Origin of the sequence: Mesorhizobium sp. M1B.F.Ca.ET.045.04.1.1 (assembly GCF_003952465.1) — a bacterium.
Taxonomy (GTDB): Bacteria; Pseudomonadota; Alphaproteobacteria; order Rhizobiales; family Rhizobiaceae; genus Mesorhizobium; species Mesorhizobium shonense.
In genome coordinates, this window is record NZ_CP034448.1 from 6442576 (window position 1) to 6460446 (window position 17871).

At 64.4% G+C, this 17871-nt stretch carries 19 protein-coding genes; 7 read left to right on the forward strand and 12 right to left on the reverse strand.

What is annotated here, in order from left to right:
- The first annotated feature begins 90 nt into the window (after positions 1-90).
- From thrC to EJ071_RS32105, 4 genes are read left to right on the forward strand one after another with little or no spacing between them, the layout of a single operon-like run.
- Positions 91-1488 carry a threonine synthase gene (gene thrC, locus EJ071_RS32090; RefSeq protein ID WP_126101435.1) on the forward strand — a complete coding sequence of 466 codons (1398 nt, stop codon included), beginning with the start codon at positions 91-93 and terminating at the stop codon, positions 1486-1488.
- 14 nt (positions 1489-1502) lie between these two features.
- Positions 1503-2795, forward strand: a complete 1293-nt coding sequence (locus EJ071_RS32095; RefSeq protein ID WP_126101436.1) for a pitrilysin family protein — start codon at positions 1503-1505, stop codon at positions 2793-2795.
- Positions 2796-2810: 15 nt separating this feature from the next.
- Positions 2811-3407, forward strand: a complete 597-nt coding sequence (locus EJ071_RS32100) for a GNAT family protein (protein ID WP_126101437.1) — start codon at positions 2811-2813, stop codon at positions 3405-3407.
- Positions 3408-3410: 3 nt separating this feature from the next.
- A complete protein-coding gene (locus tag EJ071_RS32105) occupies positions 3411-6299 on the forward strand; it encodes an EAL domain-containing protein (RefSeq protein ID WP_126101438.1) in 2889 nt (962 codons plus the stop codon).
- A 90-nt stretch (positions 6300-6389) separates the two neighbouring features.
- On the opposite strand, the gene EJ071_RS32110 is transcribed toward EJ071_RS32105, so the two are convergent.
- Entirely contained in the window at positions 6390-6995 is a 606-nt protein-coding gene (locus EJ071_RS32110) for a YqgE/AlgH family protein (protein WP_126102807.1), read from the reverse strand.
- Between the two features lie 127 nt (positions 6996-7122).
- Between EJ071_RS32110 and EJ071_RS32115 the strand changes: the two genes are divergently transcribed.
- The 3 genes from EJ071_RS32115 to EJ071_RS32125 all read left to right on the forward strand — a co-directional run bounded on the left by EJ071_RS32115 (position 7123) and on the right by EJ071_RS32125 (position 8967).
- Positions 7123-7929 (forward strand): protein-disulfide reductase DsbD domain-containing protein, encoded by an 807-nt coding sequence (locus EJ071_RS32115; RefSeq protein ID WP_126101439.1) that lies wholly within the window; start codon positions 7123-7125, stop codon positions 7927-7929.
- Between the two features lie 79 nt (positions 7930-8008).
- Complete coding sequence (locus tag EJ071_RS32120; RefSeq protein ID WP_126101440.1) at positions 8009-8491, forward strand: peroxiredoxin; 483 nt, start codon at positions 8009-8011, stop codon at positions 8489-8491.
- Entirely contained in the window at positions 8491-8967 is a 477-nt protein-coding gene (locus tag EJ071_RS32125) for a DUF2938 domain-containing protein (RefSeq protein ID WP_126101441.1), read from the forward strand. The genes EJ071_RS32120 and EJ071_RS32125 overlap by 1 nt, the downstream gene beginning before the upstream one ends.
- Here EJ071_RS32125 and EJ071_RS32130 read toward each other — a convergent pair.
- The 11 genes from EJ071_RS32130 to ctaD all read right to left on the reverse strand — a co-directional run bounded on the left by EJ071_RS32130 (position 8964) and on the right by ctaD (position 17854).
- Complete coding sequence (locus EJ071_RS32130; RefSeq protein ID WP_126101442.1) at positions 8964-9545, reverse strand: histidine phosphatase family protein; 582 nt, start codon at positions 9543-9545, stop codon at positions 8964-8966. The genes EJ071_RS32125 and EJ071_RS32130 overlap by 4 nt on opposite strands.
- A gap of 33 nt (positions 9546-9578) precedes the next feature.
- Positions 9579-10109 (reverse strand): ribonuclease HI, encoded by a 531-nt coding sequence (rnhA, locus tag EJ071_RS32135; protein WP_126101443.1) that lies wholly within the window; start codon positions 10107-10109, stop codon positions 9579-9581.
- Positions 10106-11068, reverse strand: a complete 963-nt coding sequence (locus EJ071_RS32140; protein WP_126101444.1) for a homoserine kinase — start codon at positions 11066-11068, stop codon at positions 10106-10108. The genes rnhA and EJ071_RS32140 overlap by 4 nt, the downstream gene beginning before the upstream one ends.
- Positions 11069-11074: 6 nt before the next feature.
- Positions 11075-12079, reverse strand: a complete 1005-nt coding sequence (ispH, locus tag EJ071_RS32145) for a 4-hydroxy-3-methylbut-2-enyl diphosphate reductase (RefSeq protein ID WP_126101445.1) — start codon at positions 12077-12079, stop codon at positions 11075-11077.
- A 138-nt stretch (positions 12080-12217) separates the two neighbouring features.
- The gene (locus EJ071_RS32150; protein ID WP_189521313.1) at positions 12218-12973 is read right to left on the reverse strand and encodes an SURF1 family protein; all 756 of its coding nucleotides are present in this window, start codon (positions 12971-12973) and stop codon (positions 12218-12220) included.
- Positions 12970-13401 (reverse strand): DUF983 domain-containing protein, encoded by a 432-nt coding sequence (locus EJ071_RS32155; RefSeq protein WP_126101446.1) that lies wholly within the window; start codon positions 13399-13401, stop codon positions 12970-12972. Before EJ071_RS32155 ends, EJ071_RS32150 begins: the two co-directional genes overlap by 4 nt.
- A gap of 86 nt (positions 13402-13487) precedes the next feature.
- Positions 13488-14369 carry a cytochrome c oxidase subunit 3 gene (locus tag EJ071_RS32160; protein WP_126101447.1) on the reverse strand — a complete coding sequence of 294 codons (882 nt, stop codon included), beginning with the start codon at positions 14367-14369 and terminating at the stop codon, positions 13488-13490.
- A gap of 1 nt (position 14370) precedes the next feature.
- The gene (locus EJ071_RS32165; protein WP_126101448.1) at positions 14371-15003 is read right to left on the reverse strand and encodes a cytochrome c oxidase assembly protein; all 633 of its coding nucleotides are present in this window, start codon (positions 15001-15003) and stop codon (positions 14371-14373) included.
- Positions 15004-15010: 7 nt separating this feature from the next.
- A complete protein-coding gene (locus EJ071_RS32170; RefSeq protein WP_126101449.1) occupies positions 15011-15193 on the reverse strand; it encodes a hypothetical protein in 183 nt (60 codons plus the stop codon).
- Positions 15190-16134 (reverse strand): heme o synthase, encoded by a 945-nt coding sequence (locus EJ071_RS32175; RefSeq protein ID WP_126101450.1) that lies wholly within the window; start codon positions 16132-16134, stop codon positions 15190-15192. The genes EJ071_RS32170 and EJ071_RS32175 overlap by 4 nt, the downstream gene beginning before the upstream one ends.
- A 70-nt stretch (positions 16135-16204) precedes the next feature.
- A complete protein-coding gene (gene ctaD / locus EJ071_RS32180) occupies positions 16205-17854 on the reverse strand; it encodes a cytochrome c oxidase subunit I (protein WP_126101451.1) in 1650 nt (549 codons plus the stop codon).
- Between the last annotated feature and the right edge of the window lie 17 nt (positions 17855-17871).

Genomic DNA, 17871 nt, shown 5'->3' on the forward strand with positions numbered 1-17871 from the left:
CAACGCCACGGCAAAAATGCGACTGAGCCGGCTCGGAAAATTAAGCAATTTGCCGTGGATGACGCGGCCGGCAGCAATGGGTCTTTTACGATGCAATATGTGAGTACCCGCGGGGATGCGCCCATGCTTGGATTTTCCGACGCGGTGCTGGCCGGTCTGGCGCGCGACGGCGGGCTTTACGTGCCGCGCGAGTGGCCGCAATTTTCGGCCGCCGACATCCGCGCCATGCGCGGCCTCGCCTATCCCGACCTTGCCATCCGCGTGCTCACGCCCTTCCTCGGCGGCGAGATCGCGGCACCCGTCTTCGAGCGGCTGGTGCGCGAGGCCTATGCGACTTTCCGGCACGATGCGGTGTGCCCGCTGGTGCAGACCGGCGCCAACAGCTTCGTCCTCGAGCTCTTCCACGGCCCGACGCTCGCCTTCAAGGACGTGGCGATGCAGCTGCTGGCGCGGCTGATGGACCATGTGCTTGCCGAACGGGGCCAGCGCGCCACCATCGTCGGCGCCACCTCCGGCGACACCGGCGGCGCGGCAATAGATGCCTTCGCCGGCCGCGACCGCACCGACATCTTCATCCTTTTCCCCAACGGCAAGGTCTCGCCGGTGCAGCAGCGGCAGATGACGACGTCGGCTGCTACGAACGTCCATGCGCTGTCGATCGAAGGCAATTTCGACGATTGCCAGGGCCTGGTGAAGGACATGTTCAACGACCACGCCTTCCGCGACCGTGTGTCGCTGTCGGGCGTCAATTCGATCAACTGGGCCCGCATCATGGCCCAGATCGTCTATTACTTCTCCTCGGCGCTGTCGCTCGGCGCGCCCGAGCGGCCGGTGTCCTTCACCGTGCCGACCGGCAATTTCGGCGACATTTTCGCAGGCTACGCCGCCAAGCGCATGGGGCTGCCGGTCGAGCGGCTGATCATCGCCACCAACGACAACGACATATTGGCGCGCACGCTGTCGAGCGGCGAATATCGCACCAAGGGCGTGTTCGCCACCACTTCGCCGTCGATGGACATCCAGGTGTCGTCGAACTTCGAGCGCCTGCTGTTCGAGGCAGCTAGCCGCGATGCCGCAACGGTCAGGCGCTACATGAACGGGCTGAAGCAATCCGGCGCCTTCACCATCGAGGCCGGCGAAATGGCGAGGATCCGCGCCGAGTTCGACGCCGGCCGCGCCAGCGTCGACGAGGTCGCCGCAACCATCCGCAAGATGCTTGAAAAAACCAGCTATCTGCTCGATCCGCATACGGCCGCCGCCGTGCATGTGGCGGCCTCTCACGATTCCGGCACTGTCCCCATGGTGGTGCTCGGAACCGCGCATCCGGCGAAGTTCCCGGCAGCGGTCGAGGCTGCCAGCGGCATTTCACCTGCCCTGCCCGCATGGCTAGGTGGCTTGATGACAGCCGACGAAAAATACACGATACTTCCATCCGAGCTGAAAATGGTGGAAGATTACGTGAGCCGCCACACGCGGGCGGCCCGTTAGGGAGTAGTTGCCATATGGGTGTTGAGGTAAGCCGTCTGTCGAACGGCCTGACAGTCGCCACCGAAACCCTTCCAAGTCTCGAATCCGTTGCCCTTGGTGCCTGGGTAAAGTCGGGCGCCCGCAATGAACGCGATGAAGAGCATGGCATGGCCCATCTGCTCGAGCATATGGCGTTCAAGGGAACGAAGCGGCGCAGCGCCTTCCAGATCGCCTCGGAAATCGAGAATGTCGGCGGCGAGATCAACGCCGCCACCAGCGTCGAAACGACCTCCTACTACGCCAGGGTGCTCTCCGACGACGTGCCGCTGGCCGTCGATATCCTGGCCGACATCCTGCAGGAATCGGAATTCGACCCCGAGGAGCTGGAGCGCGAGCAGCATGTGATCCTGCAGGAGATCGGCGCCGCGCACGACACACCCGACGACATCGTCTTCGACCGTTTCACCGAAACCGCCTTCCGCCACCAGACCATCGGCCGCTCGATCCTCGGCACGCCGGAGACGGTCAAATCCTTCACCTCCAGGCAGTTGCACGATTTCATCGAACGGCAGTACGGCGCCGAGCGCATGGTGATCGTGGCCGCCGGTGACATCAAGCACGACAATTTCGTGCGTGAGGTCGAAAAACAGCTCGGCGGCTTCCGCGCCAAGGCCTCCAGCAACATTCCGCAATATGCGCAATATGTCGGCGGCGACTTCCGTGAGGACCGCGACCTGATGGACGCGCAGATCGTGCTCGGCTTCGAGGGCCGCGCCTATCATGTGCGCGACTTCTACGCCTCGCAGGTGCTGTCGATGATCCTCGGCGGCGGCATGTCGTCGCGGCTGTTCCAGGAAGTGCGCGAGAAGCGCGGCCTGTGCTATTCGGTCTATGCCTTCCACTGGGGCTTCTCCGACACCGGCATTTTCGGCGTGCACGCCGCGACCGGGCAGAGCGATATCGCCAAGCTGGTGCCGGTGATCATCGACGAATTGCAGAAGGCCGGCGAAAGCATCCAGCAGGAAGAGCTCGACCGGGCGCGCGCGCAATATCGCGCCGGCCTGATCATGTCGGCCGAGAGCCCGGCAAGCCGCGCCTCGCAGATCGCCAGGCAGCTGCTCCTGTTCGGGCGGCCGATCGCCAAGGAGGAGCTGATGGAGCGGCTGGCGGCGCTGACCGTCGACCGGCTGACCGACCTCTCCTCGCGGCTGTTCTCGACCAAGCCAACGCTGACTGCGGTCGGCCCCGTCGGCACGCTGGCGCCCTACGAGGCGATCCTCGATTCGCTTGCGGGTCCGCAGACGACGGCCCGCAGGCTCGCCGTCTAAACTTCGTCACGCGCCATGTTCGCGCTCCCTTTCTTTCGCCGCGACCTGCCGGCACTGAAGGGCGAAAAGGTCACGCTGCGCGTGCCGCTGACCAACGACTACCGCGAATGGTCGACGCTGCGCGGCGAAAGCCGCGCCTTCCTGGAGCCATGGGAGCCGCGCTGGCAACCGGACGAGCTCGACCGCACCGCCTGGCGGCTGCGCATCGGCCGCTACCGCGAGGATTATGCGCAAGGCACGGCCATCGCCTTCTTCATCTTCGAGAAGTCCAGCGGCAAGCTGGCCGGCGGCATCACGCTCGGCAACATCCGCCACGGCGTCGCGCAAAGCGGCCACATCGGCTACTGGATCGGCGAGCGCTTCGGCGGCCGCGGGCTGATGACCGACGCCGTCAAGCTGGTGTCGCGTTTTGCGTTCGATACGCTGAGGTTGCACCGGATCGAGGCTGCCTGTATTCCCGAAAACGCCCGATCGATCCGCGTGCTTGAAAAAGCCGGATTCCGGCGCGAAGGACTTTTGCGATCCTACCTCAGGATCAACGGCGTCTGGCAGGATCACTACCTCTACGCCCGGATCGCGGACGATCCGCCGGGTGATGGAACGAAGGGCTGATATGTGACGAATTTTTCGCGAATCGCGTCGCTGTTCGCCCTCATCCTTGCGGTCGTCGTCACCCTATCGGCGGCCGCGCCGGCGCTTGCCGTCGAGCCGATCAAGATCGCCCGCGACGACAAGGCGCTCGACCTTTCGGGCGCCGTCGAGATCTACCGGAACCAGGGCGAGAATTTCCAGGTCTCGACCGCGCCCGGGCCCGACGGCATCGTGCGGCGTATCGAGGTCGAGGCCAATGACGCGCGCTCGACCGGCGACTGGGCGGTGTTCGCGCTCGCCAACACCACCGACCAGCAGCTCGACCGGCTGATCGTCGCGCCGCATTTCCGCCTGGTGAATTCCGGCATCTTCTGGCCGGACCTCGGCTCGACCCGCATCGCGGCGATCACACCCAGCGAAGGCTTCGCGCTCGACCGCCAGACCAGCCCGGACGCCGACGTCTTCCGGGTGACGCTGAACCCCGGAACGGTCGTCACCTTCATCGCCGAGCTTGCCTCGCCGAAGCTGCCGCAGGTCTATCTTTGGGATCCGGAATCCTACAAGGACTCGGTCAATTCCTACACGCTGTTTCGCGGCATCGTCATCGGCATCGCCGGGCTTCTGGCGCTGTTCCTGACGATCCTGTTCGTGGTCAAGGGAACCTCGATGTTCCCGGCAACCGCCGCGCTCGCCTGGGCGGTGCTTGCCTACATCTGCGTCGATTTCGGCTTCCTCAACAAGGTCATCGAGATCTCGCCCGGCAACGAACAGATGTGGCGTGCCGGCACCGAGGTGGCTCTGGCCGCAACCTTCGTGGTGTTCCTGTTCGCCTATCTCAATCTCAACCGATGGCACGGCCATTTCAGCTATGGCGCCCTGGTCTGGATCCTCGGGCTGCTCTTGATTGCCGGTGTGGCCATCGTCGATCCGGCGGTGGCCGCCGGCATCGCCCGCATCTCGTTCGCCGCCACCGCGCTCACCGGCCTTGGCCTCATCATCTTCCTCGGCATTCGCGGTTATGACCGCGCGATCATGCTGGTCCCGAGCTGGGTGATGGTGCTCTTGTGGCTATGCGGCTCGTGGATGGCCATCACCGGCATGCTGGACAACGACATCGCCCAGCCGGCGCTGGGCGGCGGCCTGATCCTGATCATCCTTTTGATCGGCTTCACCGTCATGCAGCACGCCTTTGCCGGCGGCGCGCTGCACCAGGGCCTGTTCTCGGATCTCGAGCGCCAGGCGCTCGCCGTCGCCGGGTCGGGCGACATCGTGTGGGACTGGGACGTGCTGCGCGACCGCGTGGTGACCAAGCCCGACATCAGCATTCAGCTCGGGCTTGCCCCCAACAGCCTGTCGGGCGCGGCGCGCAACTGGCTGCCGGTGCTGCATGCCGACGACCGCGACACCTTCCGCACCACGCTCGACGTGGTGCTTGAGCACCGCCGAGGCCGGGTGGCACAGAACTTCCGCCTGCGCGGCGCCGACGGCCACTATCACTGGTTCTCGCTGCGCGCACGGCCGGTGATCGGCTCGGACGGCGAAGTGATCCGCTGCGTCGGCACCATGGTCGACGTGACCGAGCAGAAGAAGTCCGAGGAGAGGCTGCTGCACGACGCCGTGCACGACAACCTCACCGGCCTGCCGAACCGCGAGCTGTTCATGAACCGGCTGGAGGCGATCATCTCGATCGCCCGCACCGAGGACAAGGTGCGCCCGACCGTCTTCGTCATCGACATCGACCGCTTCAAGCAGGTCAATGACGGTCTCGGCATCTCGGCCGGCGACACCATTCTGCTCACCATCGCGCGCCGGCTGCACCGTTTGCTCAAGCCCAAGGATTCGCTGTCGCGCTTTGCCGGCGACCAGTTCGCGCTGATGCTGCTTTCCGAGCAGGATCCGGCCCGCATCGCCGCAATGGCCGACGCCGTGAAACATGCGATCAACAATCCGATCACCTTCGCCAAGCGCGAGATCGTGCTGACCGCCTCGATCGGCCTGATCACCTGGACGACGGCGCAGACCTCGTCCGAGGACATGGTCAAGGACGCCGAGCTCGCCATGCACCAGGCCAAGCGCTTCGGCGGCGACAGGATCGAGCCGTTCCGGCCGGCCTTCCGCACCGTCGGCACCGACCGGCTGCAGTTCGAATCCGACCTTCGCCGCGCCATCGAGCGACGCGAATTCACCCTTGCCTACCAGCCGATCGTGCGGCTGGAGGACGGCAGCGTCGCCGGCTTCGAGGCGCTGCTGCGCTGGGATCACCCGCGGCGCGGCATGATCCCGCCGGGGGATTTCATCCCGGTGGCCGAAAATTGCGGGCTGATCGTGCAGCTCGGCCTGTTTGCCATGCAGCAGGCCGCCGAGGACCTGGCGGCCTGGCAGAAGCAGATCGGCGACGCGCCGCTATCGGTCTCGGTCAATCTCTCCAGCCGGCAGCTCATCCGCCGCGATCTCGTCAGCGACGTGCGCTCGGTCATCGCGCGCGCCAATCTGAAACCGCGCTGCTTCCGGCTCGAGCTCACCGAATCCCTGGTGATGGACAACCCCGAGCAGACCGCGCATGTGCTGACCAAGCTCAAGCAGCTCGGCATCGGGCTATCGCTCGACGATTTCGGCACCGGCTATTCCTCGCTGTCCTATCTGACGCGCTTCCCCTTCGACACGATCAAGATCGACAAGAGCTTCGTCGACGACGCGACGCCGAAGCGGGCGGTGCTGCTCAAATCCATGGTCAACATGGCGCATGAGCTCGGCCTGTCGGTCGTCGCCGAAGGCATTTCCGACGAGAGCGACGCGCTGGAGCTGCGCCAGATGGGCTGCGAATATGTCCAGAGCTTCATGTTCGGCGCGCCGATGCCCGGCGACCAGGTGCTGAAGACGCTGCGGGAGCAGTATCCTCTGACGCAGGCTTAGGTTGGCGTAGCACATCAGCGCTTACAGACTGGCGGGGGCCCTACCAACTCGTCATCCTAGGGCGGAGCAAGGAGCGAAGCGACGCGGCGCCTAAGCGTGGCCGGCGGCGGCGCTGAGGTGGGCGAGGTCGATGCCGATCGAGGCGAGGATGCGGTCGTATTTGCGCTCGATGTCGGCGTCGAACAAAAGCTCGGTCGTGGCCGGGCAGGTCAGCCAGCCATTCTCGGCGATCTCGCTTTCGAGCTGGCCGGCACCCCAGCCGGCATAACCGAGCGCCATCAGCGCGTGCCGCGGTCCGCGGCCCGTCGAGATGGCACGCAAGATGTCGACCGTGGCGGTCAGGCAAATGTCGTCGGAGACGCTGAGCGAGGATTCCACGCGATAGTCGCCGGAATGCAGCACGAAGCCGCGGCTGCGATCGACCGGCCCGCCATTGCGCACGACGAAGTCGCGGGCATGCGCCGGCAGGCGGATCGCCTCCTGCTCGTTCATGATGCCAAGCTGCACCAGAAGGTCCGGGAACAGCATCTGCTGCGTCTGGTTGATGATCAGGCCCATCGCGCCCTCGTCGCTGTGGGCGCAGATATAGATGACCGAGCGCGTGAAACGGTCGTCCTTCATGCCGGGCATGGCAATCAGGAACTGATCGTCGAGAAAGCCGCGCCCGGCCCTCTTCTTGTGGCGCAATAGGTCCATGAGGCTGAGCGTAACGCGTTTCCGCCGCGCCGAAAAGATGGTGAGGCTGCCGGATGTCACGCAAATATGATACCGGCTGGAACATGAAATCATTGCGCGGCCAAGAACGGGCGATCAAATCACCGCCATGCGATACCTGAACATTGTGGCGCTCGGCGCCGTCATCGGCCTGGGTGCGGGCCTGCCTGCCGAGGCATCGTCCTCGGCCTGGTACAACAGCGAAGGCGGCAGAGTGCGGCTGGTGACCAGCGGCAAGCCGGACGAGGCGGGCAAGATCCACGGCGTGCTCGACATCGCGCTGAAGCCCGGCTGGAAAACCTATTGGCGCGACCCCGGCGACGCCGGCGTGCCGCCGCAGCTCGATATCTCGGCCAGCACCAACATCGCCGACGCAAGGCTGTCGTTTCCGCCGCCGCAGCGCCACGACGACGGCTATGGCAAATGGTCCGGCTACGACCGCCCGGTGTCGCTGCCGGTGACCTTCACGCTGTCGGCGCCCGACCAGCCGGCGACCATCGATGCAAACGTCTTTCTCGGAATATGCGAGACGATCTGCATTCCGGTGCAGACGCGGCTCAGCGTCGATCCGGCGTCCGATCCGGACAACGCCACGGACGCAGCACTGGTGAAAACGGCGCTTGCAACGCTTCCCTCTCCCGCGCGGCCGGATTTCGGCGTCCGCGTGCTGCCCGGCGACCACGAAACCCTTGTCGTCGAGGCGCATTCGCCAGGCGATCCGGATTCCGTCGATTTCTTCATCGCCGGCGAGCGCGACTACATGTTCGGCGCGCCGGTGCGGAGCGAGAAGGACGGCAAGGTCGTCTTCACTGTGCCGATCCTCGACCGGCCGTCGGCGACGCCCACGGATGGCGGGCTCTACTACACGCTGACCAGCGCCGAGGGTTCGGTCGACGGGGTGCTGCCTTTCCCTTGATCCAGGCTCGCTCGGTGATTGCGGAAAGCAGCTCGGTCCGATACGCACAGATCCTTCCAATCTCCCAAGCGAGGAACCCATGACCATTTCGGTTGGCGAAAAACTGCCCCAGGCGACATTCAAGATCATGACCGCCGACGGCGCGAAGCCGATCACAGGCGCCGAAATCTTTGCCGGAAAGAAGGTCGTGCTGTTCGGCGTGCCAGGCGCCTTCACGCCGACCTGCAGCAACAACCACCTGCCCGGCTACCTCGAGAACCACGACGCCATCCTGGCGCGCGGCGTCGACACCATCGCGGTCGTCTCGGTCAATGACGTCCATGTCATGGGCGCCTGGGCGCGCTTCACCGGCGGCGAAGGCAAGATCCTTTATCTCGCCGACGGAAGCGGCGATTTCGCCAAATCGGTCGGGCTCGACAACGATCTCTCCGCAAACGGGATGGGGCTGCGCTCGAAGCGCTTTTCGATGATCGTCGACGACGGCAAGGTTACGGCGCTCAACGTGGAAACCAAGCCGGGTGTCGACGAGAGCGGCGCGGCCAAGATCCTCGAGCAACTCTGATGCTCGACATCGTCTGGCGCGCCGTCGCGATCGGCATCGGCGCCACGGTCTTCATGGACGTCTGGGCGATTTTACTCAACAAGGCCTTCGGCCTGCCCAGGCCGAATTGGGGCCTGGTCGGACGCTGGGTGCGGCACCTGCCGGAGAAGGTGTTCCACGACGACATCGGGAAGGCCGCGCCCTATGCGCATGAGAAGGCGCTGGGCTGGGCGTTCCACTATCTCGTCGGCATGCTTTACGGCGTCATCCTGGTCGTGCTTGCGGGAGCGGGCTGGCTTGCCGCGCCGACCTTCCTGCCGGCCTTCATCCTCGGTATCGTCACCGTCGGCGCCGGCTGGTTCCTGCTGGCGCCCGGCATGGGCGCCGGCTGGGCTGCGTCCAAACTGCCCAACCCGATGCTGGTCCGCACGCTCAACCTCGCCTCGCACACGGTGTTCGCGCTCGGCCTGTTCTCAACGGCGCTACTGGTCCGTTAGTCAGAGCTCTGGCTGTCGATCGGCCGCCATCCGTGGATGATCCGCCGTGCGCCGACATCGTAAGCGAAATAATTGCCGCCGCCCGGTTGATCCGCTTCGCGGCTGATCTCCCGTCCGCTGAGATGAAGCAGCAAGAGCGTTCCCACTCCTCCATGGCCGACGAAAGCGATGTCGTTGCCGTCATTGGTTGCGAGCGTCACCTCGACTTCGCTCACAATACGACCTTGCGCATCGACAGCTCGCTCCCATCCTCGGATGCTTTCGTTCGGATTGGCGAAGAACTGGTCCGCGACCGCTTCGAATTCTGGTGGGGGCAGGAAGCCGGTTGCCGACCGGTCATTCTCATGCATGCGTTCCCTCACCTCGACCGCAAGACGGAGATGCTTTGCCAGGATTTCGGCGGTTTCGATTGCCTTGCGTTCACCCGACGACACGATGCGCCGGATCGACCCGACCCAAGGCTGATCGAGCATTGCAAATGCTCTCGCTCTGCCGGTGTCGGAAAGGCCCCACTCCGGCACCGGGATGCTGGCGTCGATCTGAACCTGGGGGTGCGTGATGTAGTAGGCGATCGGCACGACAGAACTCCTCCGGTCAGAGAGCTGCGGAGATCAATAGCTCTGGGTCGAGCGCCGCGCCTTTGCGACCGGCGGTTGCTTTGCGCGCGTAACCGGCTGCGAAGCAGCAACAGGTTTGACCGGCCCTTTCTTGAACGGCGCCATGCCTTGCCGCGCCAGTTCGTCGGCGTGCTCGTTCTCGGGGTGGCCGGCATGGCCTTTCACCCAGTGCCAGATAACCTTGTGGCGCCTGTTGGCCTCATCGAGCGCCTGCCAGAGCTCGCCGTTCTTGACCGGCTTCTTGTCGCCGGTCTTCCAGCCGTTCTTCTTCCAGCCATGGATCCATTTGGAAATGCCGTCCATGACGTATTTGCTGTCGGTGTAGAGGTCGACCGTGCAGGGTTCCTTCAGCGCATTCAGCGCCGTGATTGCCGCAAGCAGCTCCATGCGGTTGTTGGTGGTCTCCGCCTCGCCGCCAGACAGCTCCTTGGTGACGCCGTTGTAGCGCAGCACTGCGCCCCAGCCGCCAGGTCCGGGATTGCCGGAGCAGGCGCCGTCGGTGAAGATCTCGACTTGCTTGCTCATGTCAGTCCGTATTCGGAAGGAGATTTGATCGCGCGGTGGAAACGCATGCGGCGGATATATTCGGTCGGATCGCGCTTCATCACCAGGCCGCCATTGGGAATGGTCAGCCAGTCATAGAGCCTGGTCAGCATGAAGCGCAGCGCCGAGCCGCGCGCCAGCATCGGCAGCGCCGCCTTTTCCTCGCTCTCCAACGGCCGCACCGACTTGTAGCCGGCAAGCAGCGCCGTGCCTTTGGTGAGGTTGAAGGAAAAATCCTTCTCGAAGCACCAGGCGTTGAGACAGGTGGCGACATCATAGGCGTAGAGGTCGTCGCAGGCGAAATAGAAGTCGATCAGGCCGGACAGCTTCTCGCCAAGGAAGAAGACATTGTCCGGAAAGAGATCGGCATGGATGATGCCTTGCGGCAGGCCGGCCGGCCAGTTGCGCTCGAAGTCGGCGAAGTCGGCATCGACCTCGGCCGCCAGCCCCGGCTCGACCTCGTCGGCGCGGTCGCGCGATGCGGCCCAGAGCTTGCGCCAGCCATCGATGGCAAGAGCGTTCGGCCGCTTCATCGGAAAATCCCGGCCGGCGAGATGGAGCGCGGCCAGAGCCTTGCCGACCTCGGCGCAATGGGCCGCGGTCGGGCGCCTGAGCGAGAGGCCCTCGAGGAAGGTGATGATGACGGCGGGGCGGCCGGCGAGCGTGCCGATGACGGTGCCGTCATGCGCGGTGACCGGAAGCGGGCAGGAAATGCCCTTTCGCGCCAGATGGCCCATCAGGCCGAGGAAAAAGGGCAGATCGGCCTTGTCGACGCGCTTCTCGTAGAGCGTCAGGATGTAGGAGCCGGTGGAGGCGTGGACGAGGAAATTCGAGTTCTCGGTGCCCTCGGCGATGCCCTTGTAGGACAAGAGCTCGCCCACCGGATAGGCTTTCAGGAACGTGCTGAGCTCGTTTTCGTTGACGTCGGTGTAGACAGCCATTTGGGTTTACGCGGCTCCATTGACGAAGGCCATGTCGGCCGCCGTCAGTTCGACATCGCGCAACACCCGCATCACCGGAAAATCCTCCGTTTCGGTGGCCGTGATGGCCAGATCGATGGTGACGTCGAAGCGCTGCCGGAACGCGTCGATGATCTCGTCGACGATGATTTCCGGCGCCGAGGCGCCGGCCGACAGGCCGAGCGTCGAAATCTCGCCGATCTCATCCCACGGAATTTCGGAAGCCCGCTGCACGAGAAGCGACATCGCGGCACCGGCGCGTTCCGCCACTTCGACAAGGCGCCGCGAGTTGGACGAGTTCGGCGCGCCGACGACGAGGAAGAGGTCGGCGCCGGCGGCCGTTTCCTTCACCGCCTCCTGGCGGTTGGTGGTGGCATAGCAGATCGATTCGGCCGCGGGCGCATGCAATTCGGGGAAGCGCTGCTCAAGCGCCCGGATGATGCCGGCGGTGTCCTCGACCGACAATGTCGTCTGGGTGACGAAGCCAAGCGCCGCCGGGTCCACCGGCACAAAGCGCGCCGCGTCCGCCTCGGTTTCTATCAGGGTCACAGCACCTTCCGGCAGTTGGCCCATCGTGCCGATCACCTCCGGGTGGCCGGCATGGCCGATCAAGAGCACGTGGCGGCCGAGCCGCTGGTGGCGCATGGCCTGCTTGTGCACCTTCGACACCAGCGGACAGGTGGCGTCGAGATAGAAGAGGTTGCGCGCCTCGGCATCGGCCGGCACCGATTTCGGCACGCCATGCGCGGAAAAGACGACCGGTGACCGCCGATGCTCGGGCGGGATCTCGGATAGTTCCTCGATAAACACGGCGCCCAGGCTCTGCAGCCCCTCGACCACATAGCGGTTGTGCACGATCTCGTGGCGGACATAGACCGGCGCGCCGTACTTCTTCAGCGCCAGCACGACGATCTGGATGGCGCGGTCGACGCCGGCGCAGAAGCCGCGCGGCTGGCAGAGCCTGATGGTCAGCGGTGGCTTTTTCTCGGTCATGAATGCGAAACCGGTTCAATCGGAATCAAGAGCATGATGCCGAAAAGTGTGAAGCGGTTTTCGGACGACATCATGCTCTATCTCTTTGATGTAGGCGAAATGAGACGTGCACCCCTGCCCTGTCAAGAGCGGCGGCGTTCACCCTTCTTTCGCCGTGCGGCGGAGCCTGAGGATGAGCACGGCGGCAAGGGCGGCGGCAAGGCCGTACCAGGTGACGGCATATTGCAGATGGTTGTTCGGCAGATCGATGATGGTGACGCCGCCGACCGGCAGGCCGCCGGGGTTCGGCGTCTTGTCGGCGTCGATGAAGAACGGCACCAGCACGGCGCCGGCAGGCAAGCCCGCGGTCGAGGCCATGACGTCGCGGTCCTTCCAGTAGAAGATGTTCTTGGCGACATCGTTGTCGGGCAGCATCATCGAGGGCTTTTCCGGCAGCGGATTGCGGGCGAGCCCGGTCACCGTCACCTTGCCGGCGACCTCGCCCTGCCGGCGCTTGGCCGGATCCTTGAGATCGTAGGGAACGAAGCCGCGGTTGACGAGCACGAAACGGCCGTCGTCGAGCCGCAGGGGCGTGTAGACGTTGAAGCCGGTATCGCCTTCCCAGGTCGAGAAGAAATGCCGCTCGCCCTGGTGCAGCAAAATACCGGTCACCGTCACCGGCGTGTAGTCGACATCATGCGTGGCGGCGAGCTCTCTCTCGACATCGGCCAGCGGCCGAGGCGCCGCATGGGTGCGCCTGTCGATGGTCTCGATCAGCCCTTCTTTCCAGTGCAGGCGCTGGACCTGCCAGGTGCCGAGACCGAGGAGAATGGCGAACAGGACAAGGCCGAGCCCAAGCAGCAAGGCGTTGCGCGGCCGCGAACGGCCGGCAGCCGAACTGGTCGCTTCGCTCATTGGCCGCTGTCCAGCCTGCCTTCCGCGGCCTTCTTCGAATATTGCAGTGTGATCAGCACGCCCTTGATGAGGCGCAGCGCCGTCAGGCACAGCACCAGCGCCAGCGGTATCCACAAGATGAAATGCAGCCAGAGCGGCGGGCTGAGCGTCACTTCCATCCACAGCGCCAGGCCGACGACGATGAAGCCGATGATCAGGATGACGAAGACAGCCGGGCCGTCGCCGGCATCGGCGAAGGAATAGTCGAGGCCGCAATTGTAGCAGCGCTTGCCGACGGTGAGGAAGCCGGAGAACAGCTTGCCCTCGCCGCAGCGCGGGCAGCGGCCGTGCAGTCCGGCCGAAACCGGGTCGATGGGGGGCCAGATCGCCTTGTCTGCGATCGCCTTGTCTTCGATCGCCCTATCTTCGATCGCCTTGTCTTCGCTCATGTCCGCACCCTAGACCCTTTCACTCAAAAAGATAAGGCGGCCACGTCGCCGCAGCCGCCTTATTGGGATTCCGAAAGCCGTTGATATTAATGGGCTTCGATCATGGCGCCGTTCGAGGCCCAGACATAGACCGCGCTGAACAGGAACAGCCAGACCACGTCGACGAAGTGCCAGTACCAGGCGGCCGCCTCGAACCCGAAATGCTGCTTTGGGGTGAAGTCGCCGCGCATCGCGCGCACCAGGCAGACGAGCAGGAAGATGGTACCGATGATGACGTGGAAGCCGTGGAAGCCGGTCGCCATGAAGAAGGTGGCGCCGTAGATCGAATCCTTGAAGCCGAACGGAGCGTGCATGTACTCGTAGGCCTGCACCATGGTGAACAGCATGCCAAGACCGACGGTCAGCACCAGGCCGTTGATCAGGCCCTTGCGGTCGCCATGGATGAGCGAGTGGTGCGCCCAGGTCACCGTCGTGCCCGACAGGAGCAGGATGATGGTGTTGTAGAGCGGCAGGTGGAAGGGGTCGAGAACCTCCAGGCCCTTCGGCGGCCAGACGCCGCCGGTGAAGGTGGTGCGGGCATATTGCGCCGCCTCGCCGGGGAACAGGCTGGCGTCGAAGAAGGCCCAGAACCAGGCGACGAAGAACATCACCTCGGAGGCGATGAACATGATCATGCCGTAGCGCAGGTGCAGCGACACGACGCGCGTGTGGTGGCCCTCATGCGCTTCCTTGATGGTGTCCGACCACCAGGCGAACATCGTGTAGAGCACGATGATCAGGCCGATGAAGAACAGCCACGGATTGGCGATGTTGTGGCCGAAGATCGGGAAGTTGCCCGCCTTCAGATACTGCATCAGGCAGACGCCGCCGATGGCCGTGACCAGCGCGCCGATCGAGCCCAGGAAAGGCCAGGGGCTCGGATTGACGAGATGGTAGTCGTGGTTCGGTTTTGCGTGCGCGTCTGCCATATCAACCCCCGAGGCTTGCTTCGGAATCTGGAACTTTGTTGCTGCTGCCAGCGGCCGGCGCCGACGACGCGACCGGCTGTTTCTTTTCGACCGGGAACATCGTGTAGGACAAGGTGATGGTCTTCAAGTCCTTCAGTTCCGGCACGTTGACGATGTCTGGATCGACATAGAACACGACCGGCATGTCCAGCGTCTCGCCGGGCTTCAGCGTCGTGTCGGTGAAGCAGAAGCACTCCACCTTGTTGAAATAGGCGCCTGCCATTTCCGGCTGCACATTGAAGGAGGCGCGGCCGGTGATGGGGCGGTCGAACTTGTTGGTCGCGCTGTAATGCGCCTGCGTGGTCTCGCCGATCTTGATCGTCACCGAGCGGGCGACGGGCTCGAACTGCCACGGAATGCCGTTGGTGTTGGCGTCGAAGCGGATGGTGATGTCACGGTCGAGCACGCGGCCGGCATATTGCTTCTCGGCGCGTTGCGTCGTACCGCCATAGCCGGTGGCCTGGCAGAACATCTTGTAAAGCGGCACCGCCGCGTAGGCCATGCCGACCATGCCGGTGAAGAAAGCCAGGCAGACCGCCACGACGACGCGGTTGCTGTTCTTCCTGACGGGCCTGGTGGTGATCTCGCCGCTCATCGCCGCCTCACATCAAGTTCGTAGGCGTGAGGCCAGAAGCATTGTGGCCGAACTTCACGATGGTCGCGACGTAGAAGATGATGACCAGCGCGGCCAGCGCCACGCCGATGGCGACGGAGCGGTTGCGCCGCGCCTTCCGCTGGCGCTCGGTCAAGGTGACCAGTTCGAGGTTCTTGTCGGCCACGATCATGCTCCCCCCGTCATGAGGGCGCGCCCGACCACGCTGTCGACGAGATAGGCGGCGAAGATTGCGAAGAGATAGAGCAGCGAATAGCCGAACAGCGCCTTGGCCGGCTTCATCGCGCGGTCGATGTCGCTCATCCACAGCACCTTCCAGGCATACCAGACGAAGCCCGCGCCCAGCACGGCAGATACGGCGCCATAGGCAGCGGTGGTATAGCCGAGCAGCCAGGGCAGCACGCCAACCGGCGCGAGGATCAGCGCATAGGCAAATATCTGGCGACGCGTGGAGGCAGGTCCGGCAACGTTCGGCATCATCGGAATGCCGGCGCGGGCGTAATCATCGGACTTGAACAGCGCCAGCGCCCAGAAATGCGGCGGCGTCCAGAGGAAGATGATGAGGAACAGGATCAGGCTTTCGAGGCTGACCGATCCGGTCACCGCCGCCCAGCCGATCACCGGCGGGATGGCGCCGGCGGCGCCACCGATGACGATATTCTGCGGCGTCCAGCGCTTCAGCCACATCGTGTAGACTACGGCATAGAAGAAGATGGTGAAGGCAAGAAGCGCCGCAGACAGCCAGTTGACCAGCACGCCAAGCGTCATCACCGACAGAACGGAGAGCACCAGGCCGAAGCTCAGCGCCTCGCCGGGCGTGACGCGGCCCGCCGGCACCGGACGGCCGGCGGTCCTGGTCATCACCGCGTCGATGTCGGCGTCGTACCACATGTTGAGCGCGCCCGAGGCGCCTGCGCCGATGGCGATTGCCAGGATGGCTATCACCGCCAACAGCGGATTGATGGCCACCGGCGCCGCGACCATGCCGACAAAGGCCGTGAAGACGACCAGCGACATGACGCGCGGCTTCAGGAGGGCGAAGAAATCGCCCGCGGTCGCTTCCGACATGTGAAAGCCCGCTTTCTCCATCAATCTGTCGTCGGCAAGGGCCATGCGTACTTAAAGTCCATCATTCCGTTGACCAAGACCGCCGGCTCACCGGCGGCCTCGCATGCATCGCTGCTTACTTGATCTTCGGCAGCTGTTCCCACTGGTGGAACGGCGGCGGTGAAGGCAGCTGCCATTCGAGCGTGGTGGCACCCTCGCCCCACGGATTGGCGCCAGCGACGCGCTTCTTCTGGAAGGCCTCGAACACGCCATAAAGGAAGATCGCCACGCCGACGGCCGCGATGTAGGAGCCGTAGGACGAGACCATGTTCCAGCCCGCGAACGCATCCGGATAGTCGACGGTGCGGCGCGGCATGCCAGCGAGACCGAGGAAGTGCTGCGGGAAGAAGATCAGGTTGACGCCGACGAAGGTGACCCAGAAGTGGGTGTTGGCGATCACCGGCGAGTACATGTAGCCGGTCATCTTCGGGAACCAGTAGTACCAGCCGGCGAAGATGGCGAACACCGCGCCCAGCGACAGCACGTAGTGGAAGTGGGCGATCACGAAATAGGTGTCGTGCAGCGAGCGGTCGAGGCCGGCATTGGCGAGCTGGACGCCGGTGACGCCGCCGATCGTGAACAGGAAGATGAAGCCCAGGGCCCACAGCATCGGCGGCTTGAAGGAGATCGAGCCGCCCCACATCGTGGCGATCCAGGAGAAGATCTTCACGCCGGTCGGCACCGCGATGACCATGGTGGCGAACACGAAATAGCGCTGCGTGTCGAGCGACAGGCCGGTCGTGTACATGTGGTGCGCCCAGACGATGAAGCCGACAGCGCCGATCGCGACCATGGCGTAGGCCATGCCGAGATAGCCGAAGACGGGTTTCTTCGAGAAGGTCGAGACGATGTGGCTGATGATGCCGAAGCCCGGCAGGATCAGGATGTACACCTCGGGGTGGCCGAAGAACCAGAACAGGTGCTGGAAGAGCAGCGGATCACCGCCATTGTCCGGCACGAAGAAGGAGGTGCCGAAGTTGCGGTCGGTGAGCAGCATGGTGATGCCACCAGCCAGAACCGGCAGCGACAAGAGCAGCAGGAAGGCCGTGATCAGCACCGCCCAGGCGAACAGCGGCATCTTGTGCATGGTCATGCCAGGCGCGCGCATGTTGAAGATGGTGGTGATGAAGTTGATCGCGCCGAGGATCGACGAGGCGCCGGCGATGTGAATCGACAGAATCGCCAGGTCCATCGCGGGGCCAGGCTGGCCGGAGGTCGAGAGCGGCGGGTAGATCGTCCAGCCGCCGCCGACGCCGAATGCGCCCGGTGCGCTCGGCACGAACATCGAGCCGAGCAGCAGCAGGAAGGCCGGCGGCAGCAGCCAGAAGGAGATGTTGTTCATGCGCGGGAAGGCCATGTCCGGCGCGCCGATCATGATCGGCACCATCCAGTTGGCGAAGCCGCCGATGAGCGCCGGCATCACCATGAAGAAGATCATGATCAGGCCGTGCGCGGCGCCGAAGGCATTGTACATGCTCTTGCCGCCGTCGATGGCGGCATCGCCCTGCATGCCGTAGACCATCTGCGCCAGACCGCTGAAGATCTGGATGCCCGGCTCCTGCAGCTCCATGCGGATGGCGACCGAAAGCGCGCCGCCGACAATGCCGGCCATGATCGCGAAGATCAGGTAGAGCGTGCCGATGTCCTTGTGGTTGGTCGAGTACACCCAGCGGACCCAGCCATGCGGCCTGTGGTCGTGGTGGTCGTGAGCTGCAGCCTCTGCCATATTCCGCTCCGTTCCCT